General features: G+C 72.8%; 14 protein-coding genes. 6 read left to right on the top strand and 8 right to left on the bottom strand.

The features are described from left to right. Positions 1-143: 143 nt before the first annotated feature. Together ACFCV8_RS09605 and ACFCV8_RS09600 are read left to right on the top strand one after the other, a co-directional pair. On the top strand, positions 144-2,069 hold the full coding sequence (locus tag ACFCV8_RS09605; RefSeq protein WP_376684729.1) for a protein kinase: 1,926 nt from the start codon (positions 144-146) through the stop codon (positions 2,067-2,069). Positions 2,070-2,340: 271 nt separating this feature from the next. Continuing rightward, a complete protein-coding gene (locus tag ACFCV8_RS09600) occupies positions 2,341-4,329 on the top strand; it encodes an Ig-like domain repeat protein (RefSeq protein WP_376684728.1) in 1,989 nt (662 codons plus the stop codon). A 146-nt stretch (positions 4,330-4,475) separates the two neighbouring features. On the opposite strand, the gene dnaN is transcribed toward ACFCV8_RS09600, so the two are convergent. Next, a complete protein-coding gene (gene dnaN, locus ACFCV8_RS09595; RefSeq protein WP_376684727.1) occupies positions 4,476-5,627 on the bottom strand; it encodes a DNA polymerase III subunit beta in 1,152 nt (383 codons plus the stop codon). 336 nt (positions 5,628-5,963) lie between these two features. Between dnaN and ACFCV8_RS09590 the strand changes: the two genes are divergently transcribed. After that, complete coding sequence (locus ACFCV8_RS09590; RefSeq protein WP_376684745.1) at positions 5,964-7,442, top strand: helix-turn-helix domain-containing protein; 1,479 nt, start codon at positions 5,964-5,966, stop codon at positions 7,440-7,442. 97 nt (positions 7,443-7,539) lie between these two features. On the opposite strand, the gene ACFCV8_RS09585 is transcribed toward ACFCV8_RS09590, so the two are convergent. From ACFCV8_RS09585 to ACFCV8_RS09560, 6 genes are all read right to left on the bottom strand, one after another. Then, positions 7,540-8,430: a glycoside hydrolase family 19 protein gene (locus ACFCV8_RS09585; protein ID WP_376684726.1), complete on the bottom strand. Its 891-nt coding sequence runs from the start codon at positions 8,428-8,430 to the stop codon at positions 7,540-7,542. Between the two features lie 296 nt (positions 8,431-8,726). After that, a complete protein-coding gene (locus ACFCV8_RS09580; protein WP_376684725.1) occupies positions 8,727-9,599 on the bottom strand; it encodes a glycoside hydrolase family 19 protein in 873 nt (290 codons plus the stop codon). 159 nt (positions 9,600-9,758) lie between these two features. Further along, positions 9,759-10,211 carry a hypothetical protein gene (locus tag ACFCV8_RS09575; RefSeq protein ID WP_376684724.1) on the bottom strand — a complete coding sequence of 151 codons (453 nt, stop codon included), beginning with the start codon at positions 10,209-10,211 and terminating at the stop codon, positions 9,759-9,761. Positions 10,212-10,321: 110 nt separating this feature from the next. Beyond that, positions 10,322-11,743 (bottom strand): ATP-binding protein, encoded by a 1,422-nt coding sequence (locus ACFCV8_RS09570; RefSeq protein WP_376684723.1) that lies wholly within the window; start codon positions 11,741-11,743, stop codon positions 10,322-10,324. Between the two features lie 6 nt (positions 11,744-11,749). Further along, positions 11,750-12,436, bottom strand: coding sequence for a response regulator transcription factor (locus ACFCV8_RS09565; protein ID WP_376684722.1), 687 nt, complete (start codon positions 12,434-12,436; stop codon positions 11,750-11,752). A gap of 129 nt (positions 12,437-12,565) precedes the next feature. Beyond that, positions 12,566-13,849 carry an adenylosuccinate synthase gene (locus ACFCV8_RS09560; protein ID WP_376684721.1) on the bottom strand — a complete coding sequence of 428 codons (1,284 nt, stop codon included), beginning with the start codon at positions 13,847-13,849 and terminating at the stop codon, positions 12,566-12,568. Positions 13,850-14,035: 186 nt separating this feature from the next. Here ACFCV8_RS09560 and ACFCV8_RS09555 point away from each other — a divergent pair, with 186 nt between their 5' ends. Next, positions 14,036-14,890 carry a diacylglycerol kinase gene (locus ACFCV8_RS09555; protein ID WP_376684720.1) on the top strand — a complete coding sequence of 285 codons (855 nt, stop codon included), beginning with the start codon at positions 14,036-14,038 and terminating at the stop codon, positions 14,888-14,890. Between the two features lie 153 nt (positions 14,891-15,043). On the opposite strand, the gene ACFCV8_RS09550 is transcribed toward ACFCV8_RS09555, so the two are convergent. Continuing rightward, positions 15,044-15,490, bottom strand: coding sequence for a GbsR/MarR family transcriptional regulator (locus ACFCV8_RS09550; RefSeq protein WP_376684744.1), 447 nt, complete (start codon positions 15,488-15,490; stop codon positions 15,044-15,046). Between the two features lie 245 nt (positions 15,491-15,735). On the opposite strand from ACFCV8_RS09550, the gene ACFCV8_RS09545 reads away from it, so the two are divergent. Further along, entirely contained in the window at positions 15,736-16,656 is a 921-nt protein-coding gene (locus ACFCV8_RS09545; protein WP_376684719.1) for an ATP-binding cassette domain-containing protein, read from the top strand. Next, positions 16,653-18,302: an ABC transporter permease gene (locus ACFCV8_RS09540; protein WP_376684718.1), complete on the top strand. Its 1,650-nt coding sequence runs from the start codon at positions 16,653-16,655 to the stop codon at positions 18,300-18,302. Before ACFCV8_RS09545 ends, ACFCV8_RS09540 begins: the two co-directional genes overlap by 4 nt. Positions 18,303-18,377: the final 75 nt, after the last annotated feature.

Raw genomic sequence — 18,377 nt, 5'->3', positions numbered from 1 at the left:
CGAGCGCACCGGGGACGCCCTGAACCGCAACCGCCCCGGCCGTGCTCCGCGTGCATCCCTATGATCGAGCGGGCATCGGGCGGGCCACGCCGGGCCCGGCCGGGCAGAGGGCCGATTCCTGGGGGAAGGACGTGTCAGCGTCAATGCAGAGCCTGACACCGCAAGATCCGCGCGCCATCGGCGCCTACCGGCTGCTGGGCCGGCTCGGCGACGGGGGCATGGGCCAGGTCTATCTGGCCCGGTCCGAGCGGGGCCGGACCGTCGCGATCAAGCTGGTACGCGGTGAGCTGGCCGAGAAGCAGGAGTTCCGCGACCGCTTCCGCCAGGAGGTGCGGGCCGCCCGCCAGGTCGGCTCCGTGTGGACCGCCCCGGTGCTGGACGCGGACACGGAGGCCGCCGTGCCGTGGGTCGCCACGGGGTACGTCGCCGGGCCCTCGCTGCACGCCACCGTGACCGGCCGCGCGGGCGCCCCGAAGGCGTCCTCCGGGGCGTACGGGCCGCTGCCGGAACGCTCGGTGCACATCCTGGGGTCCGGGCTCGCCCACGCCCTCCGGGCCATCCACGCGGCCGGGCTCATCCACCGCGACCTCAAGCCCTCCAACATCCTGCTGACGATCGACGGGCCGCGTGTCATCGACTTCGGCATAGCCCGCGCCTTCGACACGGCGACGGACGGCGGGGTCACCCGTACCGGCGCCCTGGTCGGCTCGCCCGGGTTCATGGCGCCCGAGCAGGTGCGCGGCGAGCGGGTGACCCCGGCGTGCGACGTGTTCTGCCTCGGCACGGTACTGGCGTACGCCTCGACCGGCCGCCTCCCGTTCGGCACGGCCGACAGCCGGGTGCACGCGCAGATGTTCCGGATCGCGGAGGAGGACCCGGACCTGACCGGTGTCCCGGTGGACCTCGTCGATCTGGTGCGGGACTGCCTGCACAAGGACCCGGCCGCCCGTCCGACGACGGACGCGATTCTGGACCGGCTGTCCGTCGCGGACTCGACCGAGCCCTGGCTGCCCGGCGCGCTGATCGCCCAACTCGGCCGCCACGCGGTCGAGTTGCTGGACTCCGAGGACCCGGAGGACCCGAGGGCCCCCGAGGAAGCCGCAGGGCTCCCGGGCCCCGCGGGCCGCTCGGAGCCCCCGGCCCTTTCGGGCTTCGCGAACCCCGGCAAGTCCGAGGGCCCGGAGGACCTTTCGGGCTTCCCGGGCGAGCAGCCCCAGGAGCACCCGCGGGACGTCCCGGCCCCCGGCTACGGGTACGGCCACCCGCAGCAGACCCCGGCCCCGGGTTACGGCTATCCGCAACCCGCCCAGCCGCACCCCGTCGAGGGGTTCGGCCCCCCGCGCCCCGGTGGCGGATTCGGCCCCCCGCAGCCCCCCGCCGGGTACGGCTACCCGCCGCAGCACCAGCAGGCGCCGTACCCGCCCACCGGTTTCGGCCCCACCCCTCCCTTCGGCCCCACCCACAACGGAGCCCCCCATCCCGAGCCCGAACCGGCCCGCCGGAGCAAGGGCGCGACCATCGCGCTCGTCGTCGTCGCCGTACTCGTGGCGATCGGCGCGGGCGGCTCGGTCTACACGCTCATGAACGAGAAGCCGGCCGGGTCGGACGCAGGCCCCACCGCCGCCCCGCCCGCCGCGGGCGATCCGTCCGGCGGCTCCTCCCCGCCGGGCTCCTCCCCCGGTGCCGGTACCGGCGGGAAGAACGGCGACGGCCCCGTCCCCCCGGGCTATCTCGGCACCTGGTCCGGCACCATCGACAACGCGGCCGGCCGCTCCACCCGGAAGCTCGTCATCGAGCAGGGCGCGGTCGGCGCGAGCATCCTGACCCTCACCGCCGAGGGCCCGCTCGGCACCGGCGGCTCGTACCGCTGCGTCTTCCGGGCGAGCCTCTCCGCGGCGCCGTCCCGGGGCGGGCCGGTCAGGATCGGCCCGTCCACGGTCGAGGTGGGCGAACCGATGACGTCCTGCACCCCGGGCGGCGCCACGACGCTGACCCTGCTCCCGGACGGCACCCTGCGCCGCGAGAACAACGGCAGCGGCGAACGGCTCACCTACACCAAGGACGATTAGCGGACCGGGCCGCGCGGCCCCGGCCCGGTGTCGCCGTGCCCGCGTCGAGCAGCAGCGACGCACGGACCGACCGGCCCGGGGCCCGGCCGTGTTCCTCGCGTGTGCGGGCCGGGCGGAGTGGTTCGCGGGGGCAGGGCCGGTGATGCGGACCTCGTCCCCGCAAATGTGTACGACCTGTGGACGTACATGTCATACCCTGCGGATGTGGGGCCGCATCCCTTCTCTCGTCAATGGATGCCTCGGCCCCCTCTTACCGTGGGGGTAAATCATTTTGCGTACGCGCAGAATCTCGACCGCGACCACGCTCGCGGTCCTCTTCAGCTCAGTGGTTCTGGTCGGCGGGGCGGCGAATCCGGCCGCCGCCGACTCCAGCAAGGTCATTCCCGCCGCTTCGGTCGGCGATGTCGTCGCGGACGGTGTGCACCACCGGGTCTTCATCAGTGACCCGACCACCGGGAAGATCCTCGCCACCGACTACAGCGGCAACGTGGTCGGCACCATCCCGTCCCTGCCCGGCGTAACGGGCCTCGAACTCTCCGCCGACTCGGGCACGTTGTACGCCGGGGTGCCCGACGCCGACGCGATCGCGGTGATCGACACCGCCGCTCTGGTGGAGTCCGCCCGGTACGCGACCGGCCCGAACACCAAGCCCACCCACCCGGCACTGGCGGGCGGCAAGCTCTGGTTCGGTTACGGGGCGGCGACCGAGGGCAACATCGGCTCGCTCGACCTGTCCGGCCAGGAGCCGGTCGTCACGCTGGACCAGGACCCGGACGGCACCTGGTACTCCGCCCCGACCCTGGCGTCCGCGCCGGGTGCGCCGGGCACACTGGCCGCCGGGATCGAGGGGCAGAGCCCCGCCCAGATCGCCGTGTACGACGTCGCCTCGGGAACGGCCTCGCGCACCGCGCAGCTCCGTACCGACGGCAGCAACCTGCGCGACCTGGCGCTGACCCCGGACGGCTCGCAGGTCGTCGTGGCCAGCGGATACCCGTACAAGCACCAGGGTTACAAGACCTCGGACCTGACGCTGGGGACCTCGTACCCGTCCAACGCGTACCCCAACGCCGTGGACATCGCGCCGGACGGCACGGTCGCCGCGGGCATCCAGGGCTGGTACGACCCGGACGTGTACGTCTACAAGCAGGGTTCCACGACGCCGATCCGGACGTACGACTTCCCCAACACCGGGAACTCCAGCGCTTCGGACGAACTCGTACCGGCCGGGCTCGCCTGGGCGCCGGACAGCAGCCGTCTGTTCGCGGTCTCCGAGAACAGCTACGGCGTCCGCTCGCTGCGGGTGCTCACCGACGCGGTGAAGTCCCCGACGACGGTCACCGTCAAGGCCCCGGCGAAGTCGCCGCTGAACAAGAAGCTGACCATCACCGGCAGGGCGGGCTCGACGGGCGCGTTCCCGGCGGGTTCCAAGGCCACGGTCACCCGTACCGACATCGACTCGCCCAAGGGCAAGGCGCTGCCCGCGGTAACGCTGAAGCCGGACGGCAGCTTCTCCTTCACCGACACCCCGACCTCGGGCGGCCAGGTCACGTACAAGGTGACGTACGCGGGCGACGCGACCCACTCCGCGGGCTCCGGCTCCGCCAAGGTCGCCGTGCCCCGGACGGTCCCCACGCTGACGCTGAACCGCAACAAGGCGCTGTACTCGTACGGGGCCGACGTGACGTTCACCGCGCACCTCGGCACGACGTACAAGAACCGCACCGTCGAGCTGTGGGTGGACCCGTTCGGCGCGGACAAGCCGAAGAAGCTGGTGAAGACCGGCAAGGTCAACTCCAAGGGCAACCTGTCGACCGTCGTCGACATGACCCGGGACACCACGGTCACCGCGGTCTTCAAGGGCGACGGCCGGTACGCGGGCAAGACGGTCAAGTCGACCGCGTACGCCAAGGTGAAGGTCTCGACCTCCATCTCCAAGCACTACAAGACGGCGAAGATCGGCAAGACGTCGTACAAGTACTTCCACAAGAAGACCAACCCGGTCTTCACGACGTCGATGACGTACTACAAGAACCGCGCCCACAAGCTGACGCTCCAGCTGAACTACCAGGGCAAGTGGTACGACGCCGGCTCGGACTACTTCATGCTCGGCACGGGCGGGAAGACCATCGTCACGCTGCAGGGCACCCATGACACGGGGTACCGGATGCGCGTGCGGGCCTCGTACGTCAACGGCAGCTCGGGCGACACGGTGAACTCCACCACGCACGGAGCCTGGCAGTACTTCTACTTCACGAAGTAGCCGGCCGTCGGGCGGCTGCTCGATCGCGGGGCCGGGTGAACCACCCGGCCCCGCACCCGTGCCCGCCTCCGCCCCCACCCCGGCCCGGCCCGCCGCGAACCTCGCCGCCGCGTCAGAGCGTCCGTCGAGCCAGCAGGAGACATGACTCAGAGCAGTGGCTTGACCGACATCAGCAGGTGCTGATGGTCCGCCCCGCGGTGCGCGCTGTCCGGGGCGGAAGTGTCTCGGTGCGGGGATTCCTGGTCCGCGGTCCGGCCGGTGATCATCGCGCGCTGGCCGGGGCCCATCAGCTCGAACCGGACCGCCGGGGCGTCGAACGAGCCCAGGGCGTCCATCAGATAGCCCGGGTTGAACGCGACCGTCAGCTCGTCGGCGCCGTCCCACACGGCGGGCAGTCGTTGGGAGGCGACATCGTCCTCGTAACCCGCCTGGAGCAGCACCGAGTCGCCGGAGAACGTGAGGTGGAGCGGGCTGCCGCCGTCCGCTACCACGGCGACCCGCTTGACGGCCGCGAGCAGCGGCACCCGGTCCGTCCCGGCGGTGACCGCGCCCGTCATCGCGAACAGCTTGTCGTGGCGCGGCAGCCGCCCGTCGAAGAGGCGCACCGTCGTCCGCGTACCGGCCTGCTCGAACCCGGCCGAACCACCGTCCAGCGCGATCCGGACCATGCCGTCCGGGGCGAAGGAACGGGCGATCTCCGTGAGTCTTCGGGCGGGCACCACGACATCGGCCGAGATCCCGTCACGGCCGGGCTTCCAGCCGAACGTACGCACCGCGAAGCGGTAGCGGTCCGTGGCGGCGAGGGTCATTGCGTCGCCGTCCAGCGCGAGCCGGATGCCGGTCAGCGTCGGCAGCGTGTCGTCCCGGCCCGCCGCCACGACCACCTGGGAGACGGCCGCGGCGAACAGCGCCGCGTCCACCTCGCCGAGCACCTCCGGCAGCACGGGCAGGGCCGGGTAGTCGTCGAACGGCAGCACCGAGAGGCCGAATCGCGCCCCGCCGCCGGTCAGCGAGAACCGCGAACCCTCCACCGCGCACTCCACCACCCGCTCGGGCAGCACCCGGCAGATGTCGAGCAGGCGGCGGCCCAGCACCAGAACCCGACCGGGCCGTATGGTCTCCGCCTCCACCTCGATGCGGGCGGAAGCCTCGTAATCCAGGCCGGAGACGCTCAGCCGGCCGTCGGCCGCCTCCAGCAGCAGCCCGCCCAGCACCGGAACGGGCGAACGCGTGGGAAGCACCCGGGCGGCCCAGGCCACGGCATCGGTCAGGGCGTTGCGTTCTATACGGAATTCCATGCCGCCCGACCCTAGAAGGCGGCACTGACAACCGGAGAGAAAAGAGAAAACGGCTGCGGCCGACGACAGCGGCCACCCCCGTGAGCCGCGGCCGCCGTCCCCCTGCCCCCTCCCCCGAGGGGTGTGCCGCAACCGTGTTCGGACTTTAAGTCGTCGAGTACAGAGCCGGAAGATTCACTTCGCACTGTGTGGACCGCTACAGGTATCAGCACGCACAATCAAACCGGCAGCCTTCGTTCCGCTTAGCGGCGGAACGGTCTCGGCTGATCGCTGTGGTCGCTTCGGGCGGATGGAGGACGTGTGCGCGCGCGGGAACGGGCCGATGACGTCATGCGGATGTACCGGCTGGCCCGGTCGGGCGGCTCTCGGGAACTCCTGCACTGGGTGTCCGGCCGGGCAGCGGGCTGGGCCGGGCTGCTCGACGGGGACGGAACCGTACTGCACGGCGTGAACCGGGGCGCGGAGGGCACGGGCGCCGAGGCGGCCGCGCTGGCGGGCGCGTACGCCAAGGACATCTCCGGGCTCGACGCCCGCGCCTTCTCCTTCGACCACGAGCGGCACACCGCACTTCTCTTCCCGCTGGACGGCCCGCCGGACGCCGCCGCGCCGATCCTCGCCGTGGTCGCGCCGAGTCCGCTGCCGGACGGGCTGGCCCATCTGCTCTCCGACGCGGCGATGCCGCTCGCCCTGTGCTGGACGGCGGAGGCCGTGGAGCGCAAGCGGCGCCGGGTGGACCTCGCGGAGTCGCGCAGCCGGGAGGCGGTACTGCACCTGCTCATGACGGGCCAGCTGTCGATAGCGCACCAGGTGGCGGGCGCGCTGCGGCCCCCGCTGCCGGACCCGGTCCGGCTGTACGTGGTGGAGTGCGCGAGCGGGCGCCGGGACGAGGTGGCGCGGATCTGCACGGAGCTGTCCGGCGGCCGGTCCTGGATCGTCCGCTGCCCGGTCTACGCCCGCCACCTGATCCTGATCGTCCCGGCCGACGCGGACCCGGCCGAGCAGCGGCTGGGCCTGCGGGTCGCCGAGGTGGTGCCCGAAGCCGTCGTGGGCGTGAGCGCGGATCTGCCGCTGCCCGACACCGCGACCGGGTACCGCCAGGCCTTCCACGCGCTGGCGGTGGCCCGCGCCCTTCCGGAGCGGCATGCCCGGTTCGGCTCGGCGCCCGATCCGGCGGTGGCCTCCGGGGCGGCGGGGGCACGGTGGGCGGACCGGCTGCTGAACCCGCTGCTGACGTATCTGCCGCGGCGCGGCCAGGACCCGGGCAGCCAGGAGCTCTCGGCGACGCTCGCGTCCTGGCTGGCCTTCTCCTCGCACGCCACCCAGCACCTGAAGATCCACCGCAACACCCTGGCCGCCCGGCTCCGGCTGATCGGCGAACTCCTCGGCCTCGACCTGAACCAGGTCGGCGACCAGGCCGTCCTCGACCTGGCCCTGCGCATCCGCGCCACCCCCGCGCTGCCCCGCGACCCCCGCTGGGACGAGCGGCCGGCCGAAGGGCCGCCCACCCTCGACGAGCTCCTGCGCGCCCCGGCCGTACGCGAATGGGCCACCCGGCAACTGCGCCCGCTCACCGGCCCCGAGGCCCCCCGCAACACCGTCGACCCGCTCGGCACCCTCCGGGTCTGGCTGGACCACGGGGCCCAGCTCGCCCCGGCCGCCGAGGCCCTGGGCATCTCCGTACCGGGTATGCGCAAACGCCTCACCCGGCTCGAATCCGTCCTGGGCCGCTCGCTGCTCCAGGCGCCCAGCGCCCGCTACGACCTCTGGCTGGCCTTCCGGTCCCTGGACGCCGAGGACACGGCCCCTCTCCCGTGAACCGAGAAGGGGCGCGCCCGGCAGGAGCCGGACACGCCCCCGTCGGGTGGGGTCGTGCGTGCGCCGCGTGTACGTCGTACGCGCGGCGCCGATGCGGTCAGCAGCTCAGGTTGTCACCGGGCGTGGTGCCGAGGATCGCCACGAACGCCTTGTAGCGGTCGATCCGGCTCTGGACCTGGGCGGGGTTGCCGCCGTTGCACTCCAGGGTGCCGTTGATGGAACGGATGGTCTCGCCGAACCCGGCGCCGTTCACCATGGCCTGATGACCGGTCATGGTGCCGGGACCGTTCTGGGTGTTCCAGTACCACAGGCCGGTCTGCCAGGCGATCGAGGCGTTCTGCTCGACGAGGTACGGGTTGCCCAGCAGGTCGATGCCGAGCGCGTCACCGGCCGCCTTGTAGTTGAAGTTCCAGCTGAGCTGGATCGGGCCCCGGCCGTAGTACGCGGCCTGGCCGGCCGGGCAGCCGTAGGGCTGGGAAGTGTCGCAGTAGTGCGGGTAGTTGGACGTGTTCTGCTCGACCACGTACACCAGACCGCCCGTCTCGTGGCTGACGTTGGCGAGGAACGCCGCCGCCTCCTGGCGCCTGACGGTGTCGCTGCCGGTGTTCGCGAAGGCCGGGTAGGCGCTCAGCGCCGCGGTCAGCCCGCTGTACGTGTAGAACGAATTCCGGTTCGGGAACATCTGGTTGAACTGCGCCTCGCTGACGACGAAGCCGGACGGGGTGCCCGGGTCCGTACCGCCGCCACCGCCGCAACTGCCCTGGTCCGCCCAGACGTCGGAGCTGCCGGGGGTCTCGTTCTGGGTCCACCACTTGGCGGACCAGTTGTGTCCGTTGTAGGAGGCCGACATGCCGCCGGTGTAGACGGAGGAGGAGTTCCAGGGGGCCGCGCAGTCGGCCGCCGCCGCCGCGGTGGTCGCGGGAAGCGCGACGAGCAGCGCGACGACCGTGCCGAGCGCGGCCAGCAGGCCCATGATGCGTCTGATCATGCGATCACTCCTTCGGTGCGGCGCAACGAGCCGGACGGTGCACCGCCAGGGGGGTTGACGGTCACTGAAGCGTCGGTGGTCTGAACCTGTCAAGGTCTGGACCATTAGGGAAAGTGTTCGCAAGGAAGCGCGCACGGGCGGGGCCGACGGCGCACCCGCACCGTCGACCCCGCTCTCAACAGGGGTGATTCCGGAGTCAGTTCATCCGGATCGGGTGACGCGACACGGACGGGCCCGAAGGTAAAACCTCCGGGCCCGTCCAGCATGCGGGACGCCCGCGATCGGTATCCGGACCGTCAGCAGCTCAGCCGGGAGCCCGGGGCCGTACCGAGGACGCCGGTGATCCGCTCGTACGCGGCGACCCTGGCCGCGACCGAGGCGGGGTTGCCGCCGTCGCACTCCAGGGCACCGTTGAGCGAGCGGATCGTCTCGCCGAATCCGGCGCCGCCCACCATCGCCTCGTGCGAGGTCATCGTGCCGGGACCGTTCTGGGTGTTCCAGTACCAGAGCGCGGTCTGCCAGGCGACGGACGGGTCCCGCTCGACCAGCCAGGGGTCGTTCAGGAGGTCGAGACCCAGGGCGTCGCCCGCGGCCTTGTAGTTGAAGTTCCAGCTGAACATGATCGGGCCGCGGCCGTAGTACGCCTTCTGCCCGGCCGGGCACCCGTACGGCCGGCTGTAGTCGCACTTGCGCCAGTAGTTGTCCTCGTTGATCTCCTTCACGTACCGGAGTCCGACCGACTCGAAGTCCGCGTGCGTGAGGAAGGCCGCGGCCTCCTGGGCGCGGGTGGTGGGGGTGCCGGTGTTGGCGAAGCGCGGGTAGGCGTGCAGGGCGTCGATCAGGCCCTGGTACGTGTAGAAGGGATTGCGCTCCGGGAAGATCGCGTCGAACTGCGCCTCGCTGATGACGAAGTCCGAGACTCCGCCGGTGCAGGCACCCCGGTCGGCCCAGACGCTCGTGGCGCCCGGATTCTCGTTCCGCGTCCACCACTCGGCGGTCCAGTTGCGGCCGTGGTGCGAGACGGTGCCGCCCCGGGTGTAGGCGGTCGAGGAGTTCCACAGCGGCGCGCACCGCGTGGTCGGCTCGTCGGCGGAGGCGGAGGCGGTGGCGGCGGAGGCGGTGGCGGTGGCGGGGAGGAGGGCCACTGCGGCGACGACGGAACTCAGCACGGTCAGGAGGCTCTTGATGCGTTTCAGCGCTGCTCACTCCTTCGGCGGGGCACGCCGAGCACCTCAGCGGGCCGTCGGGACGTCCCGCCACTCAAACCCCGCTGGTCTGGACCTGTCAAGGTCCAGACCATTGGGGTTCGGGTGCTCCGGAGGGGGAGTTCAGGTGACGTGCACGCGCACGATGGGCGACATGGTCTTGCCGTGTGTCACCCGCAGCTGCTGTTCGCCCTTGTGGTGGAGCTTCACGTGCACGGCGTACACACCGCCGTGCCGGACGGTGGCGCTGGCGTGCAGCGGGGTCCACTTGCCGTTGCTGTTGAGGTGACGCACCCCGAGCCTGCTGCCGGTCTTGATGTCCATCGTCTTGCCGGAGATGACCACGCTGCCGCCCGCCTTCACGGAAGTGGGCTTGGCGTGTGCGGTGATGGACGCCGTCTTCGTCGGAGTCGGTGTCGCCGCCGCGACGGTCGTCGGATGGACGGTCGGCAGGGTCGCCGGGGCCGCGATCGCCGCCCCCGCTCCGCCGGCGAGCATGGCCGCGCACACCGCTCCGACCGCCGCCGCACGGCCGCGCGTCCTCAGGCCCTTCTTCGTGGAGACCTTCGCGTTCATGGATGTTCACCTCGCACTGAGTGCTTCCGGCGCTCCGGTGCGCCGATGCCTCCAGGGTGCGCGGCGGTGGGTGAGGCGAACGTGTACGCCGGATGTGAGTACTGACATGTTCAGGGCCCGGGTGCCCCCGGCGGGGTCAGCGGGAGCTCCAGCCGGACTCTCGCGCCGCCGCCCGGTGCGTTGTCCGCGGTCGCGGTGCCGCCGTGCGCCTGCGCGATGGATCGCACGATGGCCAGCCCCAGGCCCGCGCCGCCGCCGTGTCTGCTGCGGGCGGCGTCGGCGCGGGCGAACCGTTCGAAGGCCCGGGGCAGGAAGGCCCGCGGGAAGCCCGGGCCGTGGTCGCGGACCTCGATGACCGCGCGGGCCTGCGGCCCCGGGCCGGTGACGGTGAGCGCGACGTCGACCTCGCTGCCCCGGGGCGCGTAGCGCAGGGCGTTGTCGAGGAGGTTGTCGACGGCCTGCCGCAGCCGGTCGGGGTCGGCGGTCATCGTGACGTCCTCGTCGGCGCGGAGCCGGACCCGTACGTCGGCGGGTGCGGCGCGGGAGGCGGCGGCCCGTACCGCCGAGGCCAGCAGCCCGGCCGGGTCCATCGGCTCGGGCCGCACCACCGGCCGCCCCTCGTCGGTGCGGCTCAGCAGCAGCAGGTCCTCGGAGAGCCGGATGAGCCGGTCGGTGTCCGCCGCGGCGGCGGCCACCGCGGCGGCCAGCTCCTCCCGGGTGCGGCCGGGCTGCGCCGCCAGCTCCAGCTCGGCCTTGAGCGCGGTCAGGGGGGTGCGCAGTTCGTGTCCCGCGTCGGCGGCGAATCCGCGCTGCCGGGCCAGGGCATCGGCCAGCCGGTCCAGCACGTCGTTCATGGTGACCGCGAGGGTGGCGATCTCGTCGCGGGTGGCGGGCACGGGCAGCCGGGCCCCGGTGTCCTGCTCGGTGATCTCCGCGAGCCTGCCGCTCATCCGGTGCACCGGGCGCAGCGCCGAACCGGCCAGCCAGTACGCGGCGAGCCCGGCGGCGAGCACGGCGGGCGGTCCGCCGAGCAGCAGCGCGTCACGGGTGTGCGCGGTCGCGGTGTCCACGAGCCGGGTGCTGGAGCCGACCAGGACGACGACGTCGTGGCCCGCGTTGGTGGCCGGGACGGCGAGCATCCGGTAGTGCTGGCCCTGCACGGAGGTGGTGAACCAGACCTCCTCCCGGTTCCCGGTCCGGGCCTGCGCCGGGTCGGCCAGCGGGGTGCGGCCCGCGCCGTCGGTGTAGGCGAGCAGCCGCCCGTCCGGGGCGAGGACCTGGGCGACCTTCTCGGCACCGGCGCCCGTGTCGTGGTCCGCGTCGGCGGCGTGCGCGGAGGGGGGCGGGAGCGGCGGGAGGGGGCCCGCCACGTCCAGCCGGACCGCCTCGGCGTCGGCCTGGGCACGCAGGGAGTCGGCCAGGGAGGCGTCGAGACCGGCGCTCAGGCGGTTCAGGAAGAGGAGTCCGGCGGCGGCGATGACCAGGGCGGTGCCGAGGGCGAAGATCAGGGCGAGCCGCCTGCGCAGCGGCATGCCCGCTCAGCCGCCCCGTACGGCCCCGGCCCGCAGCCGGTAGCCCGCACCGCGGACGGTCTCCAGGTGGGACGGCTCGTCCGGCCGGTCGACCTTGCGGCGCAGATAGGCCACGTACTGGTCGACGACGTTGGAGACCCCGTCGCAGGGGAAGTCCCAGACGTGCTCCAGGATGCGGGTCCGGGTCAGTACGTCGCCGGGGTTGCGCAGGAAGAGCTCCAGCAGCGCGAACTCCTTCGGCGAAAGCCGCAGCTCCCGGTCGCCCCGCCACACCCTGCGGCTCGCCGGGTCCAGGCGCAGATCGCCCACGGTGATCAGGGCGGGTCTCGGGTGGGCGCCGCGGCGGACCAGGGCCCGCAGCCGGGCGAACAGCTCGGCGAAGCTGAACGGTTTGGCGAGGTAGTCGTCGGCCCCGGCGTCCAGGCCGTGCACCCGCTCGCCGACCGAGCCGAGGGCGGTGAGCACGAGGACGGGGGCCCAGCAGCCGTCCGCCCGCAGCCGGCGGCAGACCTCGAAGCCGTCGAAGCCGGGCAGCATGACATCCAGGACGATCAGGTCGTAGGGCACCTCGGCGGCCTGCCAGACCGCGCCGGGGCCGTCCGCGGCCACGTCGACCGCGTACCCCTCCTCCGTCAGCCCGCGCCGCAGCAGCTCCGCCGTGCGGACCTCGTCCTCGACCACCAGCACCCGCATGTCTCCACGGTAGGAGCATCCCGGGGCCGCCACATGTCGTGGCAACGGCGAAGGGGCCGGGGCGACTGGCTCGCCCCGGCCCCTCTCCCGCCTCGTGCGCCGCAGGAAGGAGCGCCGGAGGAAGGAACGTCAGAGGAAGGAGTTGATCTCGATGGTCTCGGTGCGGCCGGGGCCGACGCCGATCGCGGAGATCGGGGCGCCGGACATCTCCTCCAGCGCCTTCACGTACGCCTGCGCGTTCTTCGGCAGGTCGCCGAAGGTCTTGGCCTTCGTGATGTCCTCGGACCAGCCCGGCAGCATCTCGTAGACCGGCTTCGCGTGGTGGAAGTCGGTCTGGCTGTAGGGAAGCTCCTCGACGCGCTTGCCGTCGATCTCGTACGCCACGCAGACCGGGATCTGCTCCCAGCCGGTCAGCACGTCCAGCTTGGTGAGGAAGAAGTCGGTGAGGCCGTTGACCCGGGTCGCGTACCGCGCGATGACCGCGTCGAACCAGCCGCAGCGACGGTCACGGCCGGTGGTGACACCGCGCTCGCCGCCGATGCGGCGCAGCGCCTCGCCGTCCCCGTCGTGCAGCTCCGTGGGGAACGGGCCGGCGCCGACGCGGGTGGTGTACGCCTTGAGGATGCCGATGACCCGGCTGATCTTCGTCGGGCCGACCCCGGCGCCGGTGCAGGCGCCGCCCGCGGTCGGGTTCGAGGAGGTGACGAAGGGGTACGTGCCGTGGTCGACGTCGAGCAGCGTGCCCTGACCGCCCTCGAAGAGGACGACCTTCCCCGCGTCGATGGCGTCGTTCAGGATCAGCGTCGTGTCGGCGACGTAGGGCTTGATCCGGTCCGCGTACTGGAGCATCTCCTCGACGATCCGGCCGGACTCGATCGCGCGCCGGTTGAAGACCTTGGCGAGCAGCTGGTTCTTCTGCTCCAGCGCCGCCTCGACCTTCTGCTCCAGGATGGACTCGTCGTAGAGGTCCTGGACGCGGATGCCCACGCGGTTGATCTTGTCGGCGTAGGTCGGGCCGATGCCGCGGCCGGTCGTACCGATCTTCCGCTTGCCGAGGAACCGTTCCGTCACCTTGTCGACGGTGACGTTGTACGGAGTGATCAAATGGGCGTTGCCGCTGATCAGAAGCTTGGACGTGTCCACGCCTCGATCGTTCAGCCCACTCAGCTCGGAAAGCAGGACGGCCGGGTCGACGACGACACCGTTTCCGATGACCGGGGTACAACCCGGCGAAAGGATTCCGGAGGGGAGGAGATGCAGTGCGTACTTCTGGTCACCGACCACCACCGTATGACCGGCGTTGTTGCCGCCCTGGTAGCGCACCACGTAGTCCACGGATCCACCGAGGAGGTCGGTGGCCTTTCCCTTGCCCTCGTCACCCCACTGAGCACCGAGCAGCACAAGTGCGGGCACAGGCGTACACCCCTTCCGGGCGGGGCATGTCCAAGGTCAGGGGGCGTACGTGAATGTCGTACATGCCGTACGACGATGTACGACACGGCCTGAACCGTCGAACCGGTTGCCCCGGAATAGACGAAGCCCCTGGCGCAATAGCGCAAGGGGCTCTTGCACCAAGATGCTACCCGAGGAAGGACCGAGGTGTCGGCTGCCCAGCCCCCCGGCGACGGTGCGCACCAGCTGCTGGTGGTCATCGACCCGGTCGCCCGCCGGACCGACGGCGAGTCCGTACGTATCGCGAAGGACGTCCTGAGCGCCGGTTCGCACGCCAAGATCTGCCTGCCCGACGGGCCCGAGGAATTTGCCCGCGCGCTCGCCCGTCGGGGTGGCCGGCGGCCGGTGGTGGTCGGCGACGACCGCGCGCTGCGGCGGGCCGTGGCCCAGCTGCACCGGGAGCGCGAGCCGGCCGGCGGCGCGCTCGCGCTGGTCCCGGTGGGCCACGCCGGCACGCTGGAGCTGGCGCACGCGCTCGGGGTGCCCCGGAGCGCGGTGGCGGCGGCCCGCGCCGCGCTGGACGGCGCCGTGCGGCGGCTGGACCTGCTGGTGGACGACAGCGACGGGGTGGTGCTGGACGCGCTGCGCATCCCGGCCCCGAACGTCCTGCCGGACGTGGCGGCCGCGCACACCGGGGTCACCGCCGTCTGGGACACCTGCCGCAACCTGGTGCGCACGCTGGTGCACCCGGCCCCGGCGGCGCCCGCCGCCCCGCCGCCCGTGCACCGGCTGCGGGTCGAGGCGGACGGGGCCCTGCTGAACGGACTGGACCGGCCGGTCGAGTCGGTGACCGTGACGTCGCGGGGCGGCGGGGGGCTCGCCGAGGTGGTGATCCGGCCGCCGTCGGCCGCTCCGGAGACGACGGAGGCGAAGGCCGTGACGGTCTCGGGCGCCGACTTCCGCTACCGGGCGGACATACAGGTCGGCGGCCCGGTCCGGACACGGACCTGGACGGTACGGGAAGGGGCCTGGGGGCTGATGCTGCCGGCCGGGGAGCGGTGAGGCGGGGACGGGCGGGCGGCGGGAGCAGCAGCGCGCCGGAGCCTCGGCCGGTCGCGTGCCCCTCGCGGAGCGGGGGCGGGGGCGGGGCGTGAGCAGGGACGCAGTGACGGCTCAGCCGCTCGCGCGGGGCGGGAGCGGGCGCGAGGTGACGGCTCAGCCGGTCACGCCCCCCTCGCGGGGCGGGAGGCCGAGTGTCTTGCGGTGCTCGCGCCAGCGCTCCATCATCCCGCCCAGCTCCGCCTGGAGGAACTCGAAGAACGCCACGGTCTCGGCGAGCCGGGAACCCGCCGGGGTGTCCTCGCCCAGGACCCGGACGCCGTCCCTGAGCGCGCTCTCCCAGCGGGTCAGCACCCGGTCCCGGTTGGCGAAGGTGGTGTACCAGACCTCGTCGTGCAGGCGGTACCGGTCGCGGCGCGAACCCGGCTCGCGCTCGCGCCCGACCATGCCGACCTGCGTCAGGTAATTCACCGCCCCGGACACGGCGGCCGGGCTGATCTGCAGCGCGAGGGCCAGTTCGGCCGAGGTCAGGGACCCGTCGTCGTCCGCGAGGAGCGCGGCGAAGACCCGGGACGCCATCCGCTGCATCCCCGCCTCGGTCATCTCTGCCGCGAACCGCTCCACGAACCGTGACACGGCCTCCGCGTCACGATCCCGCCCGGACCCCGCATGTGTCCCCCGCTCGGGCCCCGGCTGCGTCTTCCGCTCGGGCCCCGCCTGTGTCTTCTGCTCGGTCTCGCTGGTCATGAACCGATCGTCTCCCCTGTTCCTCCGGCTCCCGCCATGACATCAACTTTATACGCTTCCTTAACTTCACAAATTTGTGAAAGTAGCGTACGTTCGGAAACATGACTAGGGCGATCACGGTGGCCGGACTGCACAAGTCGTTCGGCCGGACACATGCGCTGGACGGCCTCGACCTCGCGGTCGAGACCGGCGAGGTCCACGGCTTCCTCGGCCCCAACGGCTCGGGGAAGTCCACCACCATCCGGGTGCTGCTGGGTCTGCTCCGGGCCGATTCCGGCGCCGCCCAGCTGCTCGGCCGCGACCCGTGGCGGGACGCGGTGGAGCTGCACCGCAGAATCGCGTACGTCCCGGGGGACGTCACGCTGTGGCGCAACCTCTCCGGCGGCGAGGTGATCGATCTGTACGGCAGCCTGCGCGGCGGGCTGGACGCGGCGCGGCGGGCCGAACTGATCGACCGCTTCGAGCTGGACCCGACCAAGAAGGGCCGGACGTACTCCAAGGGCAACCGCCAGAAGGTCGCCCTGGTCGCCGCGTTCGCCTCCGACGTGGACCTGCTGATCCTGGACGAGCCCACCAGCGGGCTCGACCCGCTGATGGAGGAGGTCTTCCAGGAGTGCGTCGCCGAGGAGCGGACGCGCGGGCGCACGGTGCTGCTCTCCAGCCACATCCTCAGCGAGGTCGAGACGCTCTGCGACCGGGTCAGCATCATCCGCCAGGGGCGGACGGTGGAGACCGGTTCGCTGGCCGAGCTGCGCCACCTCACGCGGACGAGCATCACGGCCGAACTGGCCGGTGCGCCCGACGGGCTGACCCGGCTGCCCGGGGTCCACGACCTGGACGTCCAGGGGCTCCGGGTCAGCCTCCAGGTCGACACGGACAAGCTGGACGGCGTGCTGCGGGCGCTCACCGCCTCCGGCGTACGGACGCTGACGAGCACCCCGCCCACGCTGGAGCAGCTCTTCCTGCGCCACTACGCGGCGGACGCCCCCGGGGAGGCCCCCGAGGAGGTGACCGCGCGATGAGCACCGTGACCACGACGACCGCCCCGGTCGGCGCGGGAAGCCGGAGCGGGCACCGAAGCGGTGCCGGTACCCGCCGGTTCGCCGGGACGGGGACGCTGCTGCGGCTCGCCCTGCGGCGCGACCGGATCATGCTGCCGGTCTGGGTGCTGGCGCTCGGCGGCTCCTTCTCCTCCGTCGCCGGTTCGATCGACTCGCTGTACGACACCGCCGCCCGGCGCGCCGACCTCGCCGCGTCGATGAACGCGAACAGCTCGCTCCGGGCGATGTACGGACCGGTCTTCGACGACTCGCTCGGCGGGCTGGTGAGCTGGCGGATGGCCTCGCTCGGGGCGGTGCTGGCAGCCGTGATGAGCCTGATCGTCGTCGTCCGGCACACCCGGGAGGAAGAGGAGACCGGCCGTCAGGAGATGCTCTCCGCCGCGATGGTGGGGCGCCGCGCCCCGCTGACCGCCGCGCTCCTCACCGCGCTGATCGCCGACGCGGCGCTGGCGCTGGTGATCGCGGCGGGCCTGGCGGGTTCCGGGGCGGGCGGGGCCGGGGCGGTGGCACTGGCGCTGGCGGTCGCCGGGACCGGCGCGCTGTTCGCCTGCACGGCCGCGATCGCCGCTCAGCTCACCGAGAGCGCCCGTCTGGCCAAGGGGCTCACGGCGGCGGTGATCGGTGCCGCGTTCGTCCTGAAGGCGGCGGGCGACTCGGCGGCGGACGACGGCTCGTCCACGCCGACCTGGCTCTCCCCCATCGGCTGGGCGGAGAACGTCCGGGCGTACGGGGACGAGCGCTGGTGGGTGCTGCTCCTGTTCGCGGCGGCGGTCGCGGGCCAGGCCGCCCTCGCCTACGTCCTGGCCGGGCGGCGCGACCTCGGCATGAGCTTCCTGGCGACGAGACCGGGGCCGGCGCGGGGACGGATCCGCACGGCGTGGGGCCTCGCGCTGCGGCTCCAGCGCGGGGCGCTGACCGGGTGGGCGCTCTGTTTCGCCGTGGTCGGTACCGCGTTCGGCGGGCTGGCCGACGGGGCGGCCGATCTCGTCGGCGACAACGAGCGGACCAGGGAGATCATCGAGCGGATGGGCGGACAGTCCGGCCTGACCGACGCGTTCCTCGCCGCGATGGTCTCGATGCTCGGGATGGTCGCGTCGCTGTACATCGTCGCGTCGGTGCTGCGGCTGCACGGCGAGGAGACCGCCGGGCGCGCCGAGCCGGTGCTGGCGGGCGGGGTCGGCCGGACGGGCTGGGCGGCCGGTCATCTGGTCATCGCCTTCGGCGGCGCGGCCCTGCTGATGACGGTCGGGGGGCTCGGCCTCGCGGCGGGCTACGGCCACGGCCTCCCGGCGGTGCTGGGTGCGGCGCTGGTGCAGCTCCCGGCGGTCTGGCTGCTGGGCGGGGTGGCGGTCCTGCTGTACGGGGCGGCGCCGAAGGCGGCGGTGGCGGCCTGGGCGGTCGCCGGGGTCTGCCTGGCGCTGGGATGGCTCGGGCCCGCGCTCGGCCTGCCGCAACCGGTGATGGACCTGTCCCCGTTCACGCACCTGCCGAGGCTGCCGGGCGGTGCGGGAATGGCGTGGGGGCCGGTGCTCGCGCTCACCGCCGTCGCGGTGGCCCTGGTCGGGGCGGGGGCGGCGGCCCTGCGCAGACGCGACGTACTGAACTGAACTGAGCCGGGTCGGGTCCGGTCCTGCCCTGCCGGGCAGGGGCGGGGCGGGGCGGGCCGGGCACCTCGGCGGGTG

This window comes from Streptomyces sp. NPDC056347 (assembly GCF_042262625.1).
Classification (GTDB): Bacteria; Actinomycetota; Actinomycetes; order Streptomycetales; family Streptomycetaceae; genus Streptomyces.
This window is presented reverse-complemented; position numbering and strand designations above follow the sequence as displayed.

What these genes read in the sequence shown, in the direction of transcription:
- ACFCV8_RS09585 (WP_376684726.1), bottom strand. Translation starts at nt 8,430, where the DNA reads ATGATCAGACGCATCATGGGCCTGCTGGCCGCGCTCGGCACGGTCGTC.
- dnaN (WP_376684727.1), bottom strand. Translation starts at nt 5,627, where the DNA reads ATGGAATTCCGTATAGAACGCAACGCCCTGACCGATGCCGTGGCCTGG.
- ACFCV8_RS09605 (WP_376684729.1), top strand. Translation starts at nt 144, where the DNA reads ATGCAGAGCCTGACACCGCAAGATCCGCGCGCCATCGGCGCCTACCGG.
- ACFCV8_RS09565 (WP_376684722.1), bottom strand. Translation starts at nt 12,436, where the DNA reads ATGCGGGTGCTGGTGGTCGAGGACGAGGTCCGCACGGCGGAGCTGCTG.
- ACFCV8_RS09570 (WP_376684723.1), bottom strand. Translation starts at nt 11,743, where the DNA reads ATGCCGCTGCGCAGGCGGCTCGCCCTGATCTTCGCCCTCGGCACCGCC.
- ACFCV8_RS09590 (WP_376684745.1), top strand. Translation starts at nt 5,964, where the DNA reads ATGTACCGGCTGGCCCGGTCGGGCGGCTCTCGGGAACTCCTGCACTGG.
- ACFCV8_RS09550 (WP_376684744.1), bottom strand. Translation starts at nt 15,490, where the DNA reads ATGACCGAGGCGGGGATGCAGCGGATGGCGTCCCGGGTCTTCGCCGCG.
- ACFCV8_RS09575 (WP_376684724.1), bottom strand. Translation starts at nt 10,211, where the DNA reads ATGAACGCGAAGGTCTCCACGAAGAAGGGCCTGAGGACGCGCGGCCGT.
- ACFCV8_RS09540 (WP_376684718.1), top strand. Translation starts at nt 16,653, where the DNA reads ATGAGCACCGTGACCACGACGACCGCCCCGGTCGGCGCGGGAAGCCGG.
- ACFCV8_RS09545 (WP_376684719.1), top strand. Translation starts at nt 15,736, where the DNA reads ATGACTAGGGCGATCACGGTGGCCGGACTGCACAAGTCGTTCGGCCGG.